The sequence below is a fragment of the Streptomyces sp. VNUA24 genome, from assembly GCF_029167005.1.
GTDB classification, from domain to species: Bacteria; Actinomycetota; Actinomycetes; order Streptomycetales; family Streptomycetaceae; genus Streptomyces; species Streptomyces scabiei.
This window is the reverse complement of the sequence record NZ_CP119143.1, coordinates 667,586-687,564: the sequence shown is the minus strand read 5'-3', so window position 1 is coordinate 687,564 and position 19,979 is coordinate 667,586. Positions and strand designations below refer to the sequence as shown.

The 19,979-nt window shown below is 72.8% G+C and carries 17 protein-coding genes; 10 read left to right on the top strand and 7 right to left on the bottom strand.

The genetic code is table 11. The features are described from left to right. Window positions 1-125: 125 nt before the first annotated feature. From PYR72_RS02770 to PYR72_RS02740, 7 genes are all read left to right on the top strand, one after another. On the top strand, window positions 126-926 hold the full coding sequence (locus PYR72_RS02770) for a crotonase/enoyl-CoA hydratase family protein (RefSeq protein ID WP_275453682.1): 801 nt from the start codon (window positions 126-128) through the stop codon (window positions 924-926). A 119-nt stretch (window positions 927-1,045) separates the two neighbouring features. Continuing rightward, a complete protein-coding gene (locus PYR72_RS02765) occupies window positions 1,046-1,987 on the top strand; it encodes an OB-fold nucleic acid binding domain-containing protein (protein ID WP_275453681.1) in 942 nt (313 codons plus the stop codon). After that, window positions 1,984-3,060, top strand: a complete 1,077-nt coding sequence (locus PYR72_RS02760; RefSeq protein ID WP_275453680.1) for a thiolase domain-containing protein — start codon at window positions 1,984-1,986, stop codon at window positions 3,058-3,060. Before PYR72_RS02765 ends, PYR72_RS02760 begins: the two co-directional genes overlap by 4 nt. Then, window positions 3,057-4,223, top strand: a complete 1,167-nt coding sequence (locus PYR72_RS02755) for a thiolase domain-containing protein (protein ID WP_275453679.1) — start codon at window positions 3,057-3,059, stop codon at window positions 4,221-4,223. The genes PYR72_RS02760 and PYR72_RS02755 overlap by 4 nt, the downstream gene beginning before the upstream one ends. 82 nt (window positions 4,224-4,305) lie before the next feature. Then, a complete protein-coding gene (locus PYR72_RS02750; RefSeq protein WP_013005879.1) occupies window positions 4,306-4,551 on the top strand; it encodes a DUF397 domain-containing protein in 246 nt (81 codons plus the stop codon). Between the two features lie 91 nt (window positions 4,552-4,642). Further along, complete coding sequence (locus tag PYR72_RS02745; protein ID WP_275453678.1) at window positions 4,643-5,890, top strand: MFS transporter; 1,248 nt, start codon at window positions 4,643-4,645, stop codon at window positions 5,888-5,890. 168 nt (window positions 5,891-6,058) lie between these two features. Further along, window positions 6,059-6,556: a hypothetical protein gene (locus PYR72_RS02740; protein ID WP_275453677.1), complete on the top strand. Its 498-nt coding sequence runs from the start codon at window positions 6,059-6,061 to the stop codon at window positions 6,554-6,556. 69 nt (window positions 6,557-6,625) lie between these two features. Here the strand turns inward: PYR72_RS02740 and PYR72_RS02735 are convergent, their stop codons facing one another. Continuing rightward, window positions 6,626-8,602 carry an N-acetylmuramoyl-L-alanine amidase gene (locus PYR72_RS02735; RefSeq protein WP_275453676.1) on the bottom strand — a complete coding sequence of 659 codons (1,977 nt, stop codon included), beginning with the start codon at window positions 8,600-8,602 and terminating at the stop codon, window positions 6,626-6,628. 247 nt (window positions 8,603-8,849) lie between these two features. After that, complete coding sequence (locus tag PYR72_RS02730) at window positions 8,850-9,992, bottom strand: aminoglycoside phosphotransferase family protein (protein ID WP_275453675.1); 1,143 nt, start codon at window positions 9,990-9,992, stop codon at window positions 8,850-8,852. 234 nt (window positions 9,993-10,226) lie between these two features. On the opposite strand from PYR72_RS02730, the gene PYR72_RS02725 reads away from it, so the two are divergent. Further along, window positions 10,227-11,723, top strand: coding sequence for a hypothetical protein (locus PYR72_RS02725; protein WP_013005884.1), 1,497 nt, complete (start codon window positions 10,227-10,229; stop codon window positions 11,721-11,723). 48 nt (window positions 11,724-11,771) lie between these two features. Here PYR72_RS02725 and PYR72_RS02720 read toward each other — a convergent pair whose 3' ends face one another. Further along, a complete protein-coding gene (locus PYR72_RS02720; protein ID WP_275453674.1) occupies window positions 11,772-13,187 on the bottom strand; it encodes a SpoIIE family protein phosphatase in 1,416 nt (471 codons plus the stop codon). A 419-nt stretch (window positions 13,188-13,606) separates the two neighbouring features. Here PYR72_RS02720 and PYR72_RS02715 point away from each other — a divergent pair, with 419 nt between their 5' ends. Next, complete coding sequence (locus PYR72_RS02715; RefSeq protein ID WP_275453673.1) at window positions 13,607-14,020, top strand: SsgA family sporulation/cell division regulator; 414 nt, start codon at window positions 13,607-13,609, stop codon at window positions 14,018-14,020. Between the two features lie 13 nt (window positions 14,021-14,033). Here PYR72_RS02715 and PYR72_RS02710 read toward each other — a convergent pair whose 3' ends face one another. The 3 genes from PYR72_RS02710 to PYR72_RS02700 all read right to left on the bottom strand — a co-directional run bounded on the left by PYR72_RS02710 (window position 14,034) and on the right by PYR72_RS02700 (window position 17,637). Continuing rightward, a complete protein-coding gene (locus tag PYR72_RS02710) occupies window positions 14,034-15,158 on the bottom strand; it encodes a chemotaxis protein (RefSeq protein ID WP_275453672.1) in 1,125 nt (374 codons plus the stop codon). 186 nt (window positions 15,159-15,344) lie between these two features. Further along, a complete protein-coding gene (locus tag PYR72_RS02705; protein ID WP_275453671.1) occupies window positions 15,345-15,875 on the bottom strand; it encodes a DUF4232 domain-containing protein in 531 nt (176 codons plus the stop codon). A 124-nt stretch (window positions 15,876-15,999) separates the two neighbouring features. Further along, on the bottom strand, window positions 16,000-17,637 hold the full coding sequence (locus PYR72_RS02700) for an alpha/beta hydrolase (protein ID WP_275453670.1): 1,638 nt from the start codon (window positions 17,635-17,637) through the stop codon (window positions 16,000-16,002). Between the two features lie 313 nt (window positions 17,638-17,950). Here PYR72_RS02700 and PYR72_RS02695 point away from each other — a divergent pair, with 313 nt between their 5' ends. Then, window positions 17,951-18,799 (top strand): GNAT family N-acetyltransferase, encoded by an 849-nt coding sequence (locus PYR72_RS02695; protein ID WP_275453669.1) that lies wholly within the window; start codon window positions 17,951-17,953, stop codon window positions 18,797-18,799. Here PYR72_RS02695 and PYR72_RS02690 read toward each other — a convergent pair. After that, complete coding sequence (locus tag PYR72_RS02690) at window positions 18,777-19,943, bottom strand: acyltransferase family protein (protein WP_275453668.1); 1,167 nt, start codon at window positions 19,941-19,943, stop codon at window positions 18,777-18,779. The genes PYR72_RS02695 and PYR72_RS02690 overlap by 23 nt on opposite strands. Between the last annotated feature and the right edge of the window lie 36 nt (window positions 19,944-19,979).

The window sequence follows — 19,979 nt, the reverse complement described above, 5'->3', positions numbered from 1 at the left end:
AGAGCAAAGGGCGGCACAACTGTGAAGAGTCCTCGCGCAGAAATCTGACTGTCTGTCAGAAAACCCTTGAAGTGCCGACCCGTCTCCTGCAACCTGTTCTCGTTTCCTGTGGAGGGAGAAGCCCGATGGGCGGCACCGAACACCTCACCGTGCGGCGCGAAGGCGGCACACTGGTGCTCACGCTCAACAGGCCCGAAGCCAAGAACGCGCTCTCGCTGCCGATGCTCGTCGGCCTCTACGACGGCTGGGTCCGGGCCGACGAGGACGAGGAGATCCGCTCGATCGTCCTCACCGGAGCGGGCGGCGCCTTCTGCGCGGGCATGGACCTCAAGGCCCTCGCGGGCAAGGGGATGGAGGGCCAGCAGTACCGGGACCGGCTCAAGGCCGACCCCGACCTGCACTGGAAGGCCATGCTCCGCCACCACCGGCCGCGCAAGCCGGTGATCGCCGCCGTCGAGGGGCACTGCGTCGCCGGCGGCACCGAGATCCTCCAGGGCACCGACATCCGGGTCGCCGGCGAGTCGGCGACGTTCGGCCTCTTCGAGGTCCGGCGCGGACTCTTCCCGATCGGCGGCTCCACGGTCCGGCTCCAGCGGCAGATCCCGCGCACGCACGCCCTGGAGATGCTGCTCACCGGGCGGCCCTACAGCGCGCACGAGGCCGCCGCGATCGGGCTGATCGGACAGGTCGTGCCCGAGGGCACGGCCCTGGCCAAGGCCCTGGAGATCGCCGAACAGATCAACGCGTGCGGGCCGCTGGCCGTCGAAGCCGTCAAGGCGTCCGTCTACGAGACGGCCGAGATGACCGAGGCGGAGGGGCTGGCGGCCGAGTTGAAGCGGGGGTGGCCGGTCTTCGACACGGCCGACGCCAAGGAAGGGGCTCGCGCCTTCGCCGAGAAGCGGACCCCTGTCTACCGGCGGGAATAGGCGTACCGCCCGGGATGCCGTGAGTCGGCCGCGGGTGTGTCGTGGCCGACCGCGCAGTTCCCCGCGCCCCCAGAAGACGGGGGCGTCCCCGTGCCCTCATGCGAAGGAGGCAACCTCCGATGTCCGCGATCCTCAAGGCCCCCCTCACCGTCGAGTTTCCGTTCACCCGCTCCGTCGGCCCCGTACAGAGCGCCTTCCTCACCGGACTGCGCGAGCGTGTTCTGCTCGGGGTGCGGACCGGCGACGGCCGGGTGCTGGTCCCGCCCGTCGAGTACGACCCCGTCACCGCCGAGGAGATCCGCGACCTGGTCGAGGTCGCGCCCACCGGCACCGTGACCACCTGGGCCTGGAACCACGAGCCGCGCCGCGGCCAGCCCCTCGCCACCCCCTTCGCCTGGGTGCTGGTGCGGCTCGACGGCGCCGACACGGCCCTGCTCCACGCCCTCGACGCGCCCGGCCCCGACGCCGTACGCACCGGGATGCGGGTCCGCGTGCGCTGGGCCGAGGAACGGTCCGGTGCCATCACGGACATCGCCTGCTTCGAGCCGTACGACGGGCGGGCGGAGGAACCGACCGGCCACAGCGGCGAGTTCGACGACGCCGTCACCGGGATCGTCGCCCCCGCCCGCCTCGACTACACCTACTCGCCCGGCCGCGCCCAGACCGGCTACATCAACGCCCTCGGCGGCCGCCGCACGGTCGGCGAACGCTGCCCCTCCTGCGCGAAGGTGTACGTCCCGCCGAGGGGCGCCTGCCCCACCTGCGGGGTGGCCACGGCCGAACAGGTGGAGGTCGGGCCGGGCGGGACGGTCACCACGTTCTGCATCGTCAACATCAAGGCGAAGAACCTGGACATCGAAGTCCCCTACGTCTACGCCCACATCGCCCTGGACGGCGCCGGGCTCGCCCTGCACGGCCGGATCGCCGGCATCCCCTACGACCAGGTGCGCATGGGGCTGCGCGTCGAGCCGGTGTGGACCGAGGGCGCCCGCTATCCCGACCACTACCGGCCCACCGGCGAACCCGACGCGGACTACGAGACGTACAGGGAGACGCTATGACCCGCGAGGTACGACCGGGCACGGACGCACGGGACATCGCCGTCGTCGCCTTCGCCCAGACCGACCACCGGCGCACCAGCGACGACCTCTCCGAGGTGGAGATGCTCATGCCGGTGCTCCACGAGGTCATGCAGGCCACCGGGCTGAAGACCTCCGACATCGGCTTCACCTGCTCAGGCTCCAGCGACTACCTCGCCGGGCGCGCCTTCTCCTTCACCCTGGCCCTCGACGGCGTCGGCGCCTGGCCGCCGATCTCCGAGTCGCACGTCGAGATGGACGGGGCCTGGGCGCTGTACGAGGCATGGGTCAAGCTGCGCACGGGCGACGCCGACACCGCGCTCGTCTACTCCTACGGCAAGTCCTCGCCCGGATCGGTGCGGGACGTCCTGACCCGGCAACTGGACCCGTACTACGTGGCACCGCTGTGGCCCGACTCCGTCGCCCTCGCCGCCCTCCAGGCCCAGGCGCTCATCGACGCGGGCACCACGGACGAGCCGGCGCTCGCGGCGGTCGGGGCCCGCAGCCGCGCGGACGCCGCCGCCAACCCCCACGCCCAGCTGCGCGGTCCGGTGCCGCAGGGGGACTACCTGGTACGGCCGCTGCGCACCGGGGACTGCCCGCCCATCGGCGACGGGGCCGCCGCCGTGATCCTCGCCGCGGGCGAGCGGGCCCGGGAACTGTGCGAGCGGCCCGCCTGGATCCGGGGCATCGACCACCGCATCGAGGCACACGGCATCGGCGTGCGCGACCTCACCGACTCGCCGTCCGCCCGGCTCGCCGCCGAACGGGCCGGAGCGTTCGAACGCCCCGTGGACACCGCCGAGTTGCACGCCCCGTTCAGTGCGCAGGAGGTGATCCTGCGCCAGGTCCTGGGGCTCGGCGACGACGTGTGCGTCAATCCGTCGGGCGGGGCCCTGGCCGCCAACCCCGTCATGGCCGCCGGGCTCATCAGGATCGGCGAGGCCGCCGCCCGCATCCACCGGGGCGAGTCCGACCGGGCGCTGGCACACGCCACGTCCGGGCCCTGTCTGCAGCAGAACCTGGTCGCCGTACTCGAAGGGGATCCGCGATGAGCAAGGAGCCCGTGGCCGTCGTCGGTGTCGGCCAGACCAAGCACGTGGCGGCGCGCCGGGACGTGTCGATCGCCGGACTCGTCCGCGAGGCCGCCCGCCGGGCCCTGGACGACGCCGAGCTGACGTGGGCCGACGTCGAGGCCGTCGTCATCGGCAAGGCGCCCGACTTCTTCGAGGGCGTCATGATGCCCGAGCTGTACCTCGCCGACGCGCTCGGCGCCGTCGGCAAACCCATGATGCGGGTCCACACGGCGGGCTCGGTCGGCGGCTCGACCGCGCTGGTCGCCGCGAGCCTGGTGGCCGCCCGCGTCCACGGTACGGTGCTGACCCTCGCCTTCGAGAAGCAGTCCGAGTCCAACGCCATGTGGGGCCTGTCCCTGCCGATCCCGTTCCAGCAGCCGCTGCTGGCCGGCGCCGGAGGCTTCTTCGCCCCGCACGTACGGGCGTACATGCGACGCAGCGGCGCCCCCGACACCGTCGGCTCCCTGGTCGCGTACAAGAACCGCCGCAACGCGCTGAAGAACCCCTACGCCCACCTTCACGAGCACGACATCACGCTGGAGAAGGTGCAGTCCTCGCCCATGCTGTGGGACCCGATCCGCTACTCCGAGACCTGCCCCTCCTCCGACGGGGCCGTCGCGATGGTCCTCACCGACCGCGCGGGGGCCGCCCGGGCGCCCCGGCCCGTCGCGTGGATGCACGGCGGCGCGATGCGCAGCGAGCCGACGCTGTTCGCGGGCAAGGACAGCGTGTCCCCGCGCGCGGGACGGGACTGCGCGGCCGACGTCTACCGGCAGGCGGGCATCGCCGATCCGCGCCGGGAGATCGACGCGGTGGAGATGTACGTGCCGTTCTCCTGGTACGAGCCGATGTGGCTGGAGAACCTCGGCTTCGCCGCGGAAGGGGAGGGCTGGAAGCTCACCGAGTCCGGTGTCACCGAGCTGGACGGGGATCTTCCGGTCGACATGTCCGGCGGGGTCCTGTCGACCAACCCCATCGGCGCCTCCGGCATGATCCGTTTCGCGGAGGCCGCGCTCCAGGTGCGGGGCCTCGCGGGAGAACACCAGGTGGACGGCGCCCGCCGGGTGCTGGGACATGCCTACGGCGGCGGATCGCAGTTCTTCTCGATGTGGCTGGTGGGCGCCGAGCCGCCCACGTCCTGAACCCGCCCCTCACGTGGCCTGTCGGCGGTGGGGGCCGATCGCTAGTCTGGCGGGCGGACGACGAACCGGGAGGAGCACGGACGTGGCCGAGACCACCATGCAGCAGCGATCCCTCGACGGCTGGCACAAACCGGCGGAACTGGACCTCACCAACGCGGACTGGCGGTCGAGCAGCCAGGGGCGGGGAGATGTCCAGATCGCCTTCGTCGAGGGCTTCATCGCCATGCGCAACAGCCGCAGCCCCGAGAGCCCCTCGCTGATCTTCACCCCCGCCGAATGGGGTGCCTTCGTGTCGGGGGCCCGGGAGGGCGAGTTCGACCTGACCTGACGCCCCGGAACAGCCGGAGCTTGTACATTTGTTCGGTCAGGGGGCCGCGAGGGGGCCCGCAGTGGCTCCGCTCCCTAGGAGAAGCAGTCTCATGGACGACGCCGTGCGCCGACGCCGGCAGGCGCTGTTCCTCGTCTTCCTGCTCGCGGGCATCTCGATCTCGTCGTGGGTCACGCGCACGCCCGCGATCAGGGACCGGCTGGACGTCTCCACCGCGCAGATGGGACTGGTCCTGTTCGGGCTGTCGCTCGGCTCCATGCTGGGGATCAGCTCCTCGGGACGGCTGGTGTCCCGGTACGGCACACGCCCGGTGATCTCCTGGGGGACCTGGCTGCTGCTGGCCGGCATGGTCACGATCTGCTGGGGCGGCTTCGCCGCCTCCGTGCCCCTGGTGACCCTGGGCCTGTGCGCGTTCGGCGCCGGCATGGGCGTCGGGGACGTGGCGGTGAACGTCGACGGCGCCGACGTCGAGCGGATCAGCGGCCGGACCACGCTCCCCCCGCTGCACGGCTTCTTCAGTCTGGGCACGGTGTGCGGGGCCGTGGCGGGCATGGCGGCGACCGCGGCCGGAATCCCGGTGCACTGGCATCTCGCGGCGGTCGTCGCGGTCTGCGTCGGCCTCCTGCTGTACGCGGTGCGTTCCATCCCGGCGGGCACCGGCCGCACCGTCCCCGCGAAGACCCGGGACGGCGACGGGGAACGGCACCCGGCGGTGTGGAAGGACGGCAGGCTCCTCCTCATCGGCGCGATCGTGCTGGCCATGGCACTGGCCGAGGGCTCGGCCAACGACTGGCTGCCCCTGCTCATGGTCGACGGACACGGAATGGACCCCACCGCGGGCTCCCTCGTCTACGCCGGATTCGCCGCCGCAATGACCCTGGGCCGCTTCGCCGGCACCTACGTCCTCGCCCGCTACGGCCGTACCACCGTGGTGCGCGCCAGCGCCGCCTCCGGCGCCCTCGGCCTGCTGCTCGTCGTCGTCTCCGACAGCCCCGCGCTGGCCGGTGCCGCCGTGCTGTTCTGGGGCCTCGGCGCCTCGCTCGGCTTCCCCCTGGCGCTCTCCGCCGCCGGTGAGTCCGGCCCCGACGAGACGGCCCGCGTCAGCCTCGTCGCCGTCATCGGCTACGTCGCCTTCCTCGTCGGCCCGCCGGGACTCGGCTTCCTGGGCGAACACATCGGTCTGCGGCCCGCCATGCTCGTCGTCCTCGCCTTCGTCGTCTGCGCGGCCTTCCTGGCACCCGCGGTCGACACCTCCCGCCGGAACACCGTCGCGGGCGCGGCACCCACGGCCGACGACGAGCCCACCCGTTCCGGCGCGCGGGCACGCCCGGGGCCCTGACGCAGGGCCCACGACGCCCGGTTCGCCCGCCTCGTCCGCGCGACGGGGAGTCCCCCTTCCCTCCCTCGCGGGCGGCGCCGGGCACGGCGGTCCGGGCCGTCCCGGAACGCCCCCGCCTCCGCCGCTCCCTCGGCCCCACCGCCGCACGGCACGCCGTACCATTGCGGCATGTCCTTCCTCCGCCGCCGCAGCGCCACTCCCGCCGGCCCCGAATTCGACGTACTGGCCATGGATCCGGGCGACTGGCCGGGCAATCTCGGTGCCGGTCTGCTGCCCGCCCCCGACGGCAGCTGTCAGGGCGTCTTCCTGCGCTACGACCTCTACGGCGGCCGCGGCCCCGCGATGATCATCGGCAACCTCCCGGAGGGCTCCCCGGCGCGCGAGGTCCCCGACGGAGAGATCCCCTTCGAGGTGAGCCAGCTGCTGATCGCCCTGGAGAACGAGGAGGAGGTCACCGTCGTCGGCTCCGAGGACATGCCGGTGATGCAGGGCGACAACCTCCTGATCGTCCGCCGTCTCAAGCTCTCCGAGTCCCGGATCTCCTGCGTCCAGTTCGACCGCAGCGACAACGTCCTGGTGACCATCGCCGCCTGGGACCGCCCCATCACCGACGACCTGTACGCGCTGCTCAAGCCGCTTCCGGCGGAGCTGTTCCAGCAGGGCTGAAGGCGGCAGGGGACGCAGACGACGAGGGCCGGGCGCACGCGCACCCGGCCCTTCCTCGCGCCCCCGTCCTCACCCGGCGGGCAGCACCCGCACGTCCGCCGCCCGCACGAACGCCACCCGGTGGCCGAACTGGATCTCGTAGTAGAGGTCCTCGCCGACCACGACCCGATGCCCGCCGGTGTCGAAGGAGACGGCGTAGTAGTACTCGCCGGGCACCTTGTCACCGGCCACGTACCGCTGGCCCTTCGGGAGCCTGTACGGCAGCGGCGACACCGCCTGTACGGGGACACCGGCCGGGTACGCCGCCGCCTCCGGGTAGGCGCGGCCGTACACCGGGATGTCCGCGAGACCGTCCCGGGGCGTCACCAGCAGACCGGCCGCGCCGACCGCCGTCGGCTCGTCCGCGGGGTTCTTGAACCAGGCCTTCTGCCCCAGGTACCAGATCGCCGTCCAGTCGCCCTGCCGCTCGGCCACCGCGTAACTCTGACCGGTGGAGACGCGTGATCCGAGGTCGTTCACCCCGGTCGTCGAGACGCTGCCGTCCGGCCGCAGCCCGATGTCCTTGATCAGGGGCGAGGTCGCGTCGGGCCTGCTGTACAGCCGCACCGCGCTGGAGCCGTGCACCGCGCAGGCCGCGCCGCCGGACGTACAGCCGGTGAAGACGGGCCGGTTGCCCGCGTAGTCCGGGCGGATGGTGACCATGTCGCTGTCGCCGCCGGACGTCTGGACGATCGGTGCGCCCAGCAGCTCGAAGTAGTGCCGCCAGTCCCAGTACGGGCCGGGGTCGGTGTGCATCCCCGGGACCGCCGCCGTCGTCGGGCCGGGCACGGTGTCATGGCCGAGGATGTGCTGCCGGTCCAGCGGGATGCCGTGCCGGTCGGCGAGATACCGCACCAGCCGCGCCGAGGCGCGGTACATCGCCTCCGTGTACCAGGCGTCCGGCGACGTGAGGAACCCCTCGTGCTCCAGACCGATCGACGCCGCGTTGACGTACCAGTTGCCCGCGTGCCAGCCCACGTCCTTGGCCTTGATGTGCTGGGCGATGTGCCCGTCCGTGGAGCGCAGCGAGTACTGCCACGACACGTACGTCGGGTCCTGGACCAGTTCGAGGGCGCTGTCCCAGTAGCCCTCGATGTCATGGACGACGATGTACCGCACGGGCTGCGAGTTCGGCCGGTCGGCCAGGTCGTGGTTGCCGTAGTCGTCGTCGCCGAACTCCGCGTAGGCGGCCGGGACCCACTCGCAGGACACCGTCGCCGGGCACTCCGTGGCGCCCGCGGCCGACTTGCGCAGCCCCGCCCGGGACAGCTGCCCGGTCCGGGGGACGAGACCGGGCTCGGCGGTCAGCACCACCCGCTGGCCGCCGTCCGTGACGCGCTCGGCGCCGTCGCGGATCACGGCGAACACCTCGTCCGCGTACGCCGCCGCGGTCGCCCGGTCGTCGGCGCCGGAGAAGCGGGCCACGGCGCCGTACCAGTCCGCCGGATCGGCACTCGGACGTACGCCCAGCTCCCGCTGCGCGGCGGCGAGCAGGGCGGCCCCGCCCGCCAGGTTCGCGGCGGGGTCCGTGCGCAGTGTCCGCTCCGGCAGGCCGGTCAGGGCGGCGGCCCGCGTCAACGTCCGCAGCCGGGCCGGGATCCCGGCCGGTGCGGGCCGGCCGACCTCCGCGACCCGGCGCGGCCGGGAGCCGTCGCCGCGCGGGTCCTCGGCGCCCTCGCCGTGGTGCGGGGCCTCGGCGAGGGCGGCACGGGCGTCGGTCAGGTGCATGGGGCCGTAGCCGCCGGTGACACTCGGGGCTCCGCCGTGCGTGTCCCAGCGGGACTGCAGATAGGAGACGCCGAGCAGCACGTCGCGCGGCACGCCGTACTCGGCCGCCGCGGCGCCGAACGCGCGCTGCAGGCGGGCCGGGGCGGCGGACGGCTCGCCGGTGGGCGGGGCCGCGCCCAGCAGGGGCAGCAGCAGCATGGCGGGGGCGGCGGCGAACGCCGTTCTGCGCGCGCGTCCGGGGTGCGGGGTGGGCCTGCGGTCGGTGGGGGAACCTCGCAAGGCGGCCTCCTGTAACGGTGGGGCGTTGGCGGGGGCGTGCGGGACCGGCGGCAGCGGTGCCGCCGGTCGGCCGACGATCCGTCAATCATGCCCGCAGGAGGTCCCTTCGGCGGTGATTGGTCACCCGCGACGACGCGGGCCGCCCTGCTCGACGGCCCGCGTCGCGGCGCGGAAGGGCCGCCGACACGGCGAAGGCCCGCGGTGCGCCACCCCCTTGCACAGGGGCGCACCGCGGACCTTCGTTCCTTCAGCGAGTGCCGACCGCCGCCCGGACGGCCTTGCGGGCCAACTGGCAGTCGTCGTGCAGCCGCCTGAGCAGCAACCGCTGTTCCTCGCCGGACGGCGCGGCAGCCGGGTGGGCCGGGCCCGGTGCCGTCGGGGTCGTGTCGTGCATCGAACGCTGGACGGCCGTCTCGTAGGTACGGATCTCCCGGGTCAGGACGAGCATCAGGTTCACCAGGAAGGCGTCCCGCGAGGCCGGGCCCGCCGACTGCGCCAGCTGACTGATCTGCCGCCGCGCCACCGGCGCGTCCCCGAGTACCGCCCACAGCGTGGCCAGGTCGTACCCCGGCAGATACCAGCCCGCGTGCTCCCAGTCCACCAGCACTGGACCGGCCGGTGAGAGCAGGATGTTCGACAGGAGGGCGTCGCCGTGGCAGAACTGGCCCATGCCCTGCCGGCCCGACGCGTGCGCGATGCCGTGCAGGAGCTTCTGCAGGTCTCCCATGTCCCGGTCGGTCAGCAGCCCCAGCTCATGGAAACGGGAGATCCGCTCCGCGTAGTCCAGTGGGGCGTCGAACGTCCCCGCCGGCGGCCGCCACGCGTTCAGCCGGCAGATCGCGCCGAGCGCCGCCCGGATGTCCGCGCGCGGCGGCGCCTCCACCGGATGCCGCTGCAGGGCGGCCACCCGGCCGGGCATCCGCTCGATGACCAGGGTGCAGTTGTCCGGGTCCGCCGCGATCAGCCTCGGCGCCCGCACCGGCGGGCGGTGCCGGACGAACGAGCGGTATGCGGCTATTTCGTGCCGGAGCCGCTCCTCCCAGATGGAGGAATGATCCAGTAAACACTTGGCGACGGCCGTACTGCGCCCGGTCGTACCGACCAGCAGCACCGAACGGCCGCTGCGGCGCAGCACCTGGACCGGAGTGAACTCGGGGCAGATGCGATGCACCGACGCGATCGCCGTGCGCAGCTGCGCGCCCTGAGGACCCGACAGGTCCAGTCTGCCGCTGAGCGGCTGGGTGCCGAGCCCCGGCGCGCGCCGCGCCCGTCCGGCACCGAGCACCGGGGCCGCCGTACGCGTGGGGTCGAGGTAGGGGCCGCCGCCGCCCGGCTGGCGGGGGTGCAGCGACCGGGGAGGAGCGGACACGGAGGACGATGCTGCGTACATGGGGGAGACAGATCCCTTCGTGTGCCGGCAATGTCACGCGCTGCCCGCCCCGGCCGTCCGGGGGCACCCTGGGGAGTGCCCGTCGGGCCGACCGGGTCGGGGTGGCGCTTTCCTACCTGACACCGGATGGGCCGTGGCACACCATGTAGCGCACCCTGGCGAAGCCTGGCGAATAGTCCCCGTGCAACTGACAGCGGGCTACATTCAACTCAGCCGAGAACCTGGGGGCTTGACGTGAGCGGACCATCCAACACTCGACTCGCAGACCTGTTCGGCCTGGCCGGCTGGTCCAAGGGAGAGCTCGCGAGGCTGGTCAACCGGCAGGCGGCGGCCATGGGCCACCCCCAGCTGGCGACCGACACCTCACGGGTGCGGCGGTGGATCGACATGGGAGAGATCCCGCGCGATCCCGTACCGCGGGTGCTGGCGGCCCTGTTCACCGAGCGTCTCGGCCGTGTCGTGACCATCGAGGACCTCGGTCTGGTCCGGCACGGGCGTACGGGGAAACGGCGGGGCGGCGGGAATGCGGAGCATCCCGACGGCGTGCCGTGGGCGCCCGAACGGACTGCCGCGGTCCTCACCGAATTCACGGGAATGGACCTCATGCTCAACCGACGCGGCTTGGTGGGCGCGGGTGTCGCGCTCACCGCGGGACCTGCTCTCAGCAGCGCCATGCACGACTGGCTGCACACCGATCCGGCCCTCGCGGCCGACGCCCCCGACCTCGACGACCCCCTGCACGCCGACCCCGCCGGGTACGACCGCTACGAGGCGGCCCCCATCGGGGTGCAGGAGATCGAGGAACTGGAGCGCTCGGTCGAGGTGTTCCGGGCCTGGGACGCGGCCCGGGGCGGCGGGCTGCAGCGCAAGGCTGTCGTGGGACAGCTCAACGAGGTGGGAGGCATGCTCTCCTACCACCACCCCGAACGCATCCAGCGGCGCCTGTGGGGCGTCGCCGCCAACCTCGCCGTCCTCGCCGGCTGGATGTCGCACGACATCGGCCTCGAACCCACCGCCCAGAAGTACTTCATCATCGCCGCCCACGCCGCCCGGGAGGGCGGTGACCGGCCCCGCGCCGGCGAGGCCCTCTCCCGGGCGGCCCGGCAGCTGGTGCACCTCGGCAAGCCCGACGAGGCGCTCGACCTGATGAAGCTCGCCCATTCCGGCTCCGGCGAGCAGGTGCTGCCCCGCACCAGGGCCATGCTCCACACCGTCGAGGCCTGGGCCCAGGCGTCCATGGGCAAGGGCCAGGCCATGCGCCGCACGCTCGGACAGGCCGAGGACCTCTTCGTCTCCGACCGGTCGGACGTGCCGCCGCCCAGCTGGATGCAGATGTTCAAGGAGGAGGACCTGTACGGCATGCAGGCCCTGGCCTACCGCACCCTCGCGGAGCACGACCCGGCCGCGGCCAAGCAGGCCCAGCACTACGCGCAGAAGGCCCTGGAGCTGCGCGTCGACGGCCGGCAGCGGTCCAAGATCTTCGACTTCCTGTCCATGGCCTCGGCCTGCTTCATCGGCGACGACCCCGAGCAGGCCGACCGGTACGCCCGCCTCGCCCTGATGTCGATGGGCTCCAACTCCTCCCACCGCACCTGGGACCGGCTGCGTGAGATGTACCGGCTCACCGGTCAGTACTCCAGCTACCCGAAGATCCAGGAGCTGCGGGAGGAGCTCAAACTCGCGCTGCCCAAGCCCCAGTCGAAGAACAGGGGCGACATCGCCCCGGCGTGAGCGCCGTGCACGGCCTCCGGACCGTCCGGAGCCGTCACCGGTACGTCCTCAGGAGCTGACCCTGGCGACGAGCACACAGGCGTCGTCGGCACGCTCGGCCTCGCCGAACTCCTCCACCACCGTCCGTACACATTCCTGGGCCGTACGGGCTCCGCCGAACCGCGGGGCCAGGTCCAGCAGCCGCTCGACGGCCGCCTCTCCGTCGCGCCGGGGCACCAGTCCATCGGTGTGCAGGAGCAGCAGGTCGCCCTGTTCGAGCGTCACTTCGGCCTGCCCGTAGACGGCACCCGAGGTGGCTCCGAGCAGGACGCCGTCCGGCGCCGTCAGCACGTGCCCCGTCCCGTCGCGGAACAGCAGCGGGGCGGGGTGCCCCGCCTGCGCCCATACGAGGGTGCGGGTCGCGGGCCGGTAGCGGCAGCAGACGGCGCTGCCGAGGGCCGGTTGCACGGTGCTGTCCAGCAACTGGTTGAGACAGGCCATCAGCGGGCCCGGCTCGGTGCCCGCCATCGCCATGCCGCGCAGGGCGCCGATCAGCATCGCCATGCCGGAGGTGACGGTGACACCGTGTCCGGTGAGGTCGCCGACGCTCAACAGGCTCTCGCCACCCGGCAGTTCGAGGGCGTCGTACCAGTCGCCGCCGATGAGCGCGCTGGTCGAGCAGGGCAGGTAGTGGGCGGCCAGATCCAGCCTCTCGGGGCCCTGCCGGGGGAGCCGCAGGGAGGCGCGCCACGGCGGCAGCACGGCCTCCTGCAGTGCGACCGCGAGCCGGTGCTCGGTCTGCGCGATGTGCCGCTGCCGGTGCAGCGAGTCACGGGTCTCGCTCTCCACCCGCTCGCTGCGCCGCAGTTCGCTGACGTCCCGCAGGACGGCCCACATCGAGGCCGTGGCGCCGCCCTCGTCGAGGACGGGCTCGCCCATCATGTGCACGGTGCGCACCCCGCCGTCGGGGAGCACGATCCGGAACTCTCCGTCGATGCGTCTGGCGTCGATCAGACAGTCCGTGACCATGGCGGTCAGCGTCGGCCGGTCCTCGTCGAGGACCAGTGACGGCAGTTCGTCGAGGGTGAGCGGCGGGGAGGCGGGGTCACGGCCGAGGATCTGGTACAGCTCCCCGGACCAGTCGGCCTCGTCCGTGAGCAGGTTCCACTCGGCGCTGCCGACCCGGCTGAGCAGGGAAGGGCGCGGGGGCACCGGGGGAGGGGCGGCCGACGCGGGGGCCGGCGGCGGGGCGGGGCCGTCCCGCAGCTGGGCCAAGTGGTCGTCGAGGTCGCTGAGTTGATGTAAGGCCAGGTCGTAGAGCGCGCGCTGCCAGCGGACCTCGGGGTCCTCCGTGTCGACGGGCGCGTCACGGCGTACGGCGTCCACGTCGCCCCGCAGCCGCCGCGTCTGCGAGATGAGGGCGTCGACCGTGCCGCGGCGGGGCGGCTGGGCGGAAGAACGGTCCGCAGAGAGAGGGGACGGCATCACGTACTCCGATGGGGGACGGTACGACCAACGCTGACGTAAGGGCCGATTACGACTGTTGCACAGCCCGCGACGCGCTGTAAGGGATTTGGCAAGACACGATGCGGTGGTGCTTCCGGCATATGTCACCGTCCTTGCGGTCGGGATCTTCCCCCGTGTGTCGGTGTGTCTTCGTCGGCCCCAAGTCGTAGGAAGAGTACGTGACTTGACGGAGCGTCGGTTCCTGTCGCACGTCTTTCATTCCCGTGTTCGAAGGGCATATGTGCGACTGCTCCCCAAGGGGCTTGAGTGACTTGGGTCACAACGATGAATCCAGAGCGGCGCGGGCCACGAAAACCCTCCGCGAGGTCGAGAACGCACGTGGGCGCACGGGTCGGCCCGCGTCGCAGAAAGAGCTTCACCGAAACGGAGACCGTTCAATGACCGTCACGCTGGAACAGCCCGCCCGCGCTCTCCTCGTCACCGCCGAGGACCGGGAGGTGCCGGTGCCCGCGAGCCTGCGCTACTGCTCCGACGACCCGCTGGCCGTGCACCTCGACTTCCCGGCGGACATCTCGCTGAACGGCACCATGGTGACCTGGACCTTCTCCCGTGAGCTGCTGGAGAAGGGGGTGGGGGCGCCCTCCGGCAACGGCGACGTGCACATCTGGCCCTGCGGCCGTCTGCGCACCGTGGTGGAACTGCACTCCCCGTACGGCACCGCCCTCCTCCGGTTCGAGAAGGCGGCGCTCCAGCGCTTCCTGCTGCGCAGCTACGGCGTCGTCCCCGCCGGACGGGAGGAGCTGGGCCCGGCACTCGACCGGGGGCTGACGTCGCTCCTGCGCGGCGTGTGACGGCCCGCGCGGCTCAGTAGCGCAGGACCCCCGCGATGCCCCGGGCGTCGCCCAGCATGCCGTCGGGGACGAAGAAGATCTCGGCACCGGTGTCCAGGCACCGCTCGACGATCTCGTCCACGATGTCCTCGCGGGCGTCGAGGTCGCCGCTCTCGGCCGGCACGAGATGGCCGCCCCCCGCCCCGCCGGGGCCGGCGCCGTCCCCGGCGGAGCGGACGCTCGCGCGGTAGTTCTCCTCGACGGCCAGCAGCCCCACACGGCCCTGCTGGGCGTTCTGCCAGATCTCGTCGAGACCGGCCGCGAACTCCTTGCTGCCGCGCGCCGTCTCCAGTCGCCGGGCCACGAGGTCGGCGTTCCTGCGCTCCTGGGCGGCGACCAGGGGCCCGATCGCCTGCCACACGGCGTCCGGGGTGCCGTGCGCCAGACCGCCGTGCGGGAGGTGGGTGGCGTCCCGGGTGACCGTGCCCATCTCGTCGAACAGGGCCAGCGCGGCCGGCGCCCCGGTGACGTACAGCGGCCGGTGCCGTGCGCGCATGACCCGCGCCAGCGCGGTGTCGGCGTTCCGCAGGAAACGCCGGGTGTCCTCGTCGCGGAAGGCGGACGGCAGGTCGCCGGTCCGCTCCTGGCGCTCGGCGTCGAAGTTGTCGCGCTCCCGGGTCAGGGGGAAGCCGCCCGTGTGCGCCTCCGTGACCCGGTCGCCGTCCCCGCTCCACAGCGTGACCCGGTCCGAGGCGACCGAGAGCACCCAGAAGGACCGCTCGGCTGCCCGCGCCGCCACCAGGTTCCGGGTGAGGAAGGTGTCCGAGAGCACCACGCGTTCCGGTACGGGCCGGGTCAGGGACCAGACCTGGTGCTCACCGGGCGCGGCGAAGATCACCAGACCGTCCTCGGTGTGCGCCAGATCCACTTCGGCCAGCGCCTGGTCGAGCTGCCGGACGACATCGGTGCGCCGCTCGCGCGTCACGGCGGGATCGCGCTCCAGTCGTTTCCTGGCCTCGGCGACCACATTGCGCAGCCGGACCGGATCCTGGGCCTTCTCCGGTTCCCTGCGGTGGGTCGGTGTCAGCACCGAGACCGCGGGGTAGGGCCGCGGACGGCGCAGTTCGGTGAGGGTCGCGGGACTGAGGGCATGCTCCATGACTTCACGATAGGACCGATCCGCGTGTCGGGCATTTGGGGTAATCCGGACCTCGCCGTGAAAGGTTCCGACGGCCTGCCGAGGACGGCGGCGAGCCCGCCGGTACGCACCCTCGGGGTGCGCGCCGACGGGCTCCTCGGTGCCGTGGTGGCGTAGTGCCTCAGTGCCGTGCGGCCGTCGCCGCGGTCAGCCGACTTCCTTCTCCAGCGCCTTGTCGGCGGCGGCCTTGGACGGCTTCCACCAGGTCGTCACCGGCTCCCAGACCTTGACCTTCTTGCTCGCGCCGAGCTGCTTCAGGGTGAACGTGCGGCCGTAGAGGTTGGGGTTGGCCGACACCGTGACCGTGTCGACGCGACGGGCCTCCGGGTCCTTCAGGTCGGCGATCGTACGGACGGCCGCGTGGACCGTCTTGCCGGCGCCGACCTTGTACGGGCCGCTCTCGCCGGACGGCACCGGCTGGGCCGCCCCGTCCAGGTCGCCGAAGGTGACCACGGGCAGGCGGTCGATGGTGCAGGTGCGGGTGCCGGTGTTCTTGACACTGATGTGCACGACCCGCGTGTCCTTCGCCTGCTTGGCCGCCAGCTTGAGGACCTTGGACTTGCAGACCGGCGTCTTGGTGGCGGGCTGGGCGGCCAGTCCCTGCGGGGCGGCGGCGATGAGCAGCGCGGCGCCGGCGGTCGCCACGGTCGAGACGGTGAGGAAGGAACGGATACGCATCGGTGGAATCCCCCAGTATTGGTCACGTACAGGTACGGCACGCGCATTCGTGACGTCTGCCCAGTGTGACGTCCGGGGTGTGCGCGGGGTTGTACCGAACCTGTGCGTGTTACAAGCCCGATGCTCAGTCGTCGGCTCCGCATGAACTTCCGTCGTCCGGCAGCGTCCCGAACAGCAGGAAGTCGTCGACCTTCTCGTGCACGCAGGAGGAGGACCCGTAACCGGTGTGCCCCTTGCCCTTGTTGTCGAGGACGACGGCCGAGGAGCCGAGCCGCTTCGCCGTCTCCACCGTCCAGCGGTAGGGGGTGGCCGGGTCGCCCCGGGTGCCCACGAGCAGCATTTTCGGGGTGTCGACGTCCCGTACCTTCTCGCGGATGAAGTCGGTGCCCGCGGGGCGGCCGTAGCACATCAGCACCTGCGTCAGCCGGTAGGCGCCGAAGACGGGGGAGGCGTCCTCGTAGGCATCCCGCAGATCCTCCAGGTCGTCCGTGATCCTCCGGGCGGTGGGCCGGTCGGGATCGTCGGCGCAGTTGATCGCCATGAGCGCGGCCGGGTAGTTGTCCATCGGCACCTTCTCGGCGTCGACGAGCCCGGCGTGCGGAGTCGGGGTCCCGGAGGCGGTCGGTTCGGCGGGCTCGTGCGGGCGGGCCGGGGCCACGGACCGGTACAGGGCGGTGTGCGGGGCGAAGCCGCCGCCCGAGAGGGCCATGACGCCCCGGGTGTCGCCGTCGTGGACGAGCATGTTGAGCGCCTGCGTGAGCAGCGGCCACAGCTGTTCGCTGTAGAGGGCGTGACCGATGGCGCCCACCAGGTCCTGACCCGTGAAGTCCGCCCCGAAGTCCGAGGGCACGGGGTACTCGTCCAGCGATCGGACCAGGGCGACGACCTGCTCGCGGGCCGAGCGGGAGTCCTGCCCGAACGGGCACGTCAGCTGCTCGGTGCACGCGTCGAGGTAGTCCTCCAGCGCGGTCTGCTGACCCGCCGCGCCGACCAGTCCCTGCTCGGTCAGCGGTTCGGTCAGGGTGTCCACCCCGTCGAGGACCATGCGGCCCACCTTGTCGGGGAACCGCGCCGCGTAGACCGCGCCCAGCCGGGTCCCGTAGGAGAAACCGAGGTAGTTGAGCTTCTTGTCGCCGAGGGCGGCCCGCATCACGTCCAGGTCGCGGGCGGCGTCGAGGGTGCCGATGTGCGGGAGTACGGGGCCGGAGTTCTTCCGGCACGCGGCGGCGGCCCGCCGCAGCCGGGTCAGGGCCTCCTGCGGATGGTCGGCGTCGGTTCCGTCGTCGGTCGCCTCCAGCGCCTCCTCGGTGCCGTCGCCGCAGCTGACGGGGGAGGAGCGGCCCACCCCGCGCGGGTCGAACGAGACGAGGTCGTAGCCGTTGGTGAGATCCATGAAGTCCGCGCCGCTGTAGGCGAGTTCGGGGACGCCCGGGCCGCCGGGGCCGCCGAAGTTCAGCAGCAGCGAGCCGCGCGGGTCGCCGGTGCCCCGGTAGCGGGCCACCGCCAGGTCGAGGGTGCCCGCCCGGGGCCGCGCGTAGTCGAGCGGCACGGTGACCTTGCCGCAGCGCAGATCCCGGGGTGCCTCCAGACCCTCGCACGCCGCCCACTTGATCTTCTGCCGGTAGAAGCGGTTCAGGTCGGCCTGCTCGGCGTCCTGCTGCCGGCCGGCGCCCGCCACCGTGGCCGGCAGCCCGGCCCCCAGCAGGGCCAGCACCGCGACCGCGGCTCCGGCGAGCGGGCACCGTCTGTGCGTGGACCGCATGCGTGCCTCCCGGGACACCCGGCCGGGGCGACCGGGGACGACCCCCGGATCACCATAGGCGGCCCCTCCCGGCCACGCCTCCCAGCGGGCGGAACGGCCGCAACCGCCGTACCCTGCGCCGCAGCGCACCCGGGAGCGGGTCGCTCGTCCGTGTGACGGGGACCGGCGGGCGGGCCCCTCGCCCGGCGGCATCGGCCGTTTCCGGCGTCGCGGCCGCGACCGGGCGTCGGCGAGGATGCTGCGGGGCGCGGCCGACCACCGTGCCCGCGGCCGTCCGCCGGCCGCGCACCCGCGTCAGCGAAGGAGCGCGCAGATGACCTCTGCGGGGCATCAGGACCTCGTCGTCACCCGGGCCACGCCCGACGACTGGGCGGTGGTCGCCCGATGGGCGGGCGACGAGGGCTGGAACCCGGGGCTCTCGGACCCGGCGTGCTTCTTCGCGCAGGACCCCGAGGGCTTCTTCATCGGCCGGCTCGACGGTGAACCGGTCTCCTCCGTCTCCGTCGTCACCTACGGCGCCGACCACGCCTTCCTCGGCTTCTACCTGGTCCGCCCGGATCTGCGCGGCCGGGGACACGGCCTCGCCACCTGGAGGACCGCGCTCGCCCACGCCGGCGACCGGACGGTCGGCCTCGACGGCGTGGTCGCGCAGCAGGACAACTACCGCCGGTCCGGCTTCGAGCCCGCCCACCGCACCTACCGTTACGCGGGAGTGATCCCGGATGCCGCCCCGCCCGACGGCCTCGTGCCGGTCCGCGACGCCGCGTCCCTCGCCGCGTACGACAACGCCTGCCACCCGGCCGACCGCCCCCGCTTCCTGGAACGCTGGCTCACCACCGACGGACACCGGGCCCTCGCGCGGATCGTCGACGGGCGGCTCGCCGGCTACGGCGTGATCCGGCCCGGCCGGGACGCCCTGCGGATCGGCCCCCTGTTCGCCGACACCCCGGCCGACGCCCGCGCGCTCCTCGCCGGGCTCGCCGCCGAGGCCGCGGGCCGCGCGCTGGCCATCGACGTGCCGGAGCCGAACGCGGCGGCCGTGGCGCTGGTCGAGAAGTACGGGCTGACCCCGTCCTTCGAGACGGCCCGCATGTACACCGGCCCGGTCCGCCCGTACGCGACGGAGCGCGTCTACGGGATCACGACGCTCGAACTCGGCTAGACGAGGGGACGGTGCCCTCCGCCCCGGACCCGGCCGGAGTGTCCGGAGTCCCGGGCGGCGGGGCGGCGGCGTCCTCCTTGCGGAACGCCCACTCCATGCGCGGCTCGACGACGCAGCGCAGAGCGGTTCGTACGGGCGCGGTGCACAGCAGGGTGATGCCGCCGGCCGCGACGGCCGTCACCGCTAGCTGCCCGAGCGGGGTGTGGACCCACTCCACGGCGTACCAGTCCCGGAAACGCGCCCACTTGATCACGAAACCGTGCAGCAGATAGCCGTACATCGTGCCGGCGCCCAGCGCGGTGAACCACAGCCGCCGGCGCGGCACCCAGGCCAGGAAGCAGGCCGTCAGCAGCACCGCCAGGCAGAACAGCGCGGGCGTGGTCAGCAGGCCCGTCCAGCGGGACACGCCCTGACCGGTGACACTGCCCCGGTGGTAGAGCCAGCCCGCGTCGAACCACGGGGCCACCCGGTACGCGGCCAGGAACGCCCCGAGGCCCACCGGGAGCAGACACAGCCGTGCCCGGCGGGTCCGCAGCCGCTCGAAGTGCTCGGCCCGCAGGGTCAGCCCCAGCACGAAGAACGGCAGGAACCCCAGCACCCGCTGCAGGGAGACGTCGTCGCCGAGATCCGGGGAGACGGCCGCCAGCGTCGCCAGGCCCAGCGCGACGGGCAGCGGATGACGCAGCATCAGCCACAGGGGCGTGGTCAGCCGCCAGACGAAGAGCGCGACCAGGAACCACATCACGTACCAGGGGTCCAGCAGGCTCAGCGGGTAGCCCGGATCGTCCTGCGCCCAGCGGTAGAACAGCGTGTACGCCGTCTCGAACACGACGTACGGCAGCACCACCCCCGTCATCAGCCGCCTCAGCCGGTCCGGCGCCATGTCGAAGTTCCGCGAGAAGTAGCCGGAGATCAGGGCGAAGGCGGGCATGTGGAACGCGTAGACGGTCAGATACGCGGCCGTCACGGTCCGGCTGCCGTACGTCAGCGGCTCCCACGCGTGCCCGCAGGCCACCAGGACGACGGTCAGGTACTTCGCGTTGTCGAAGTACGGGTCCCGCGAGGTCCGCCCGGCCCGCGGCCCCGCCCGCTCGGGCGGGACGGACGGCGCCGGGCCGGTGTGCTGCACCGCGTCTTCGGACATCGGGGGAGGTCTCCGGGCTGCGAGGACGGAACCCGG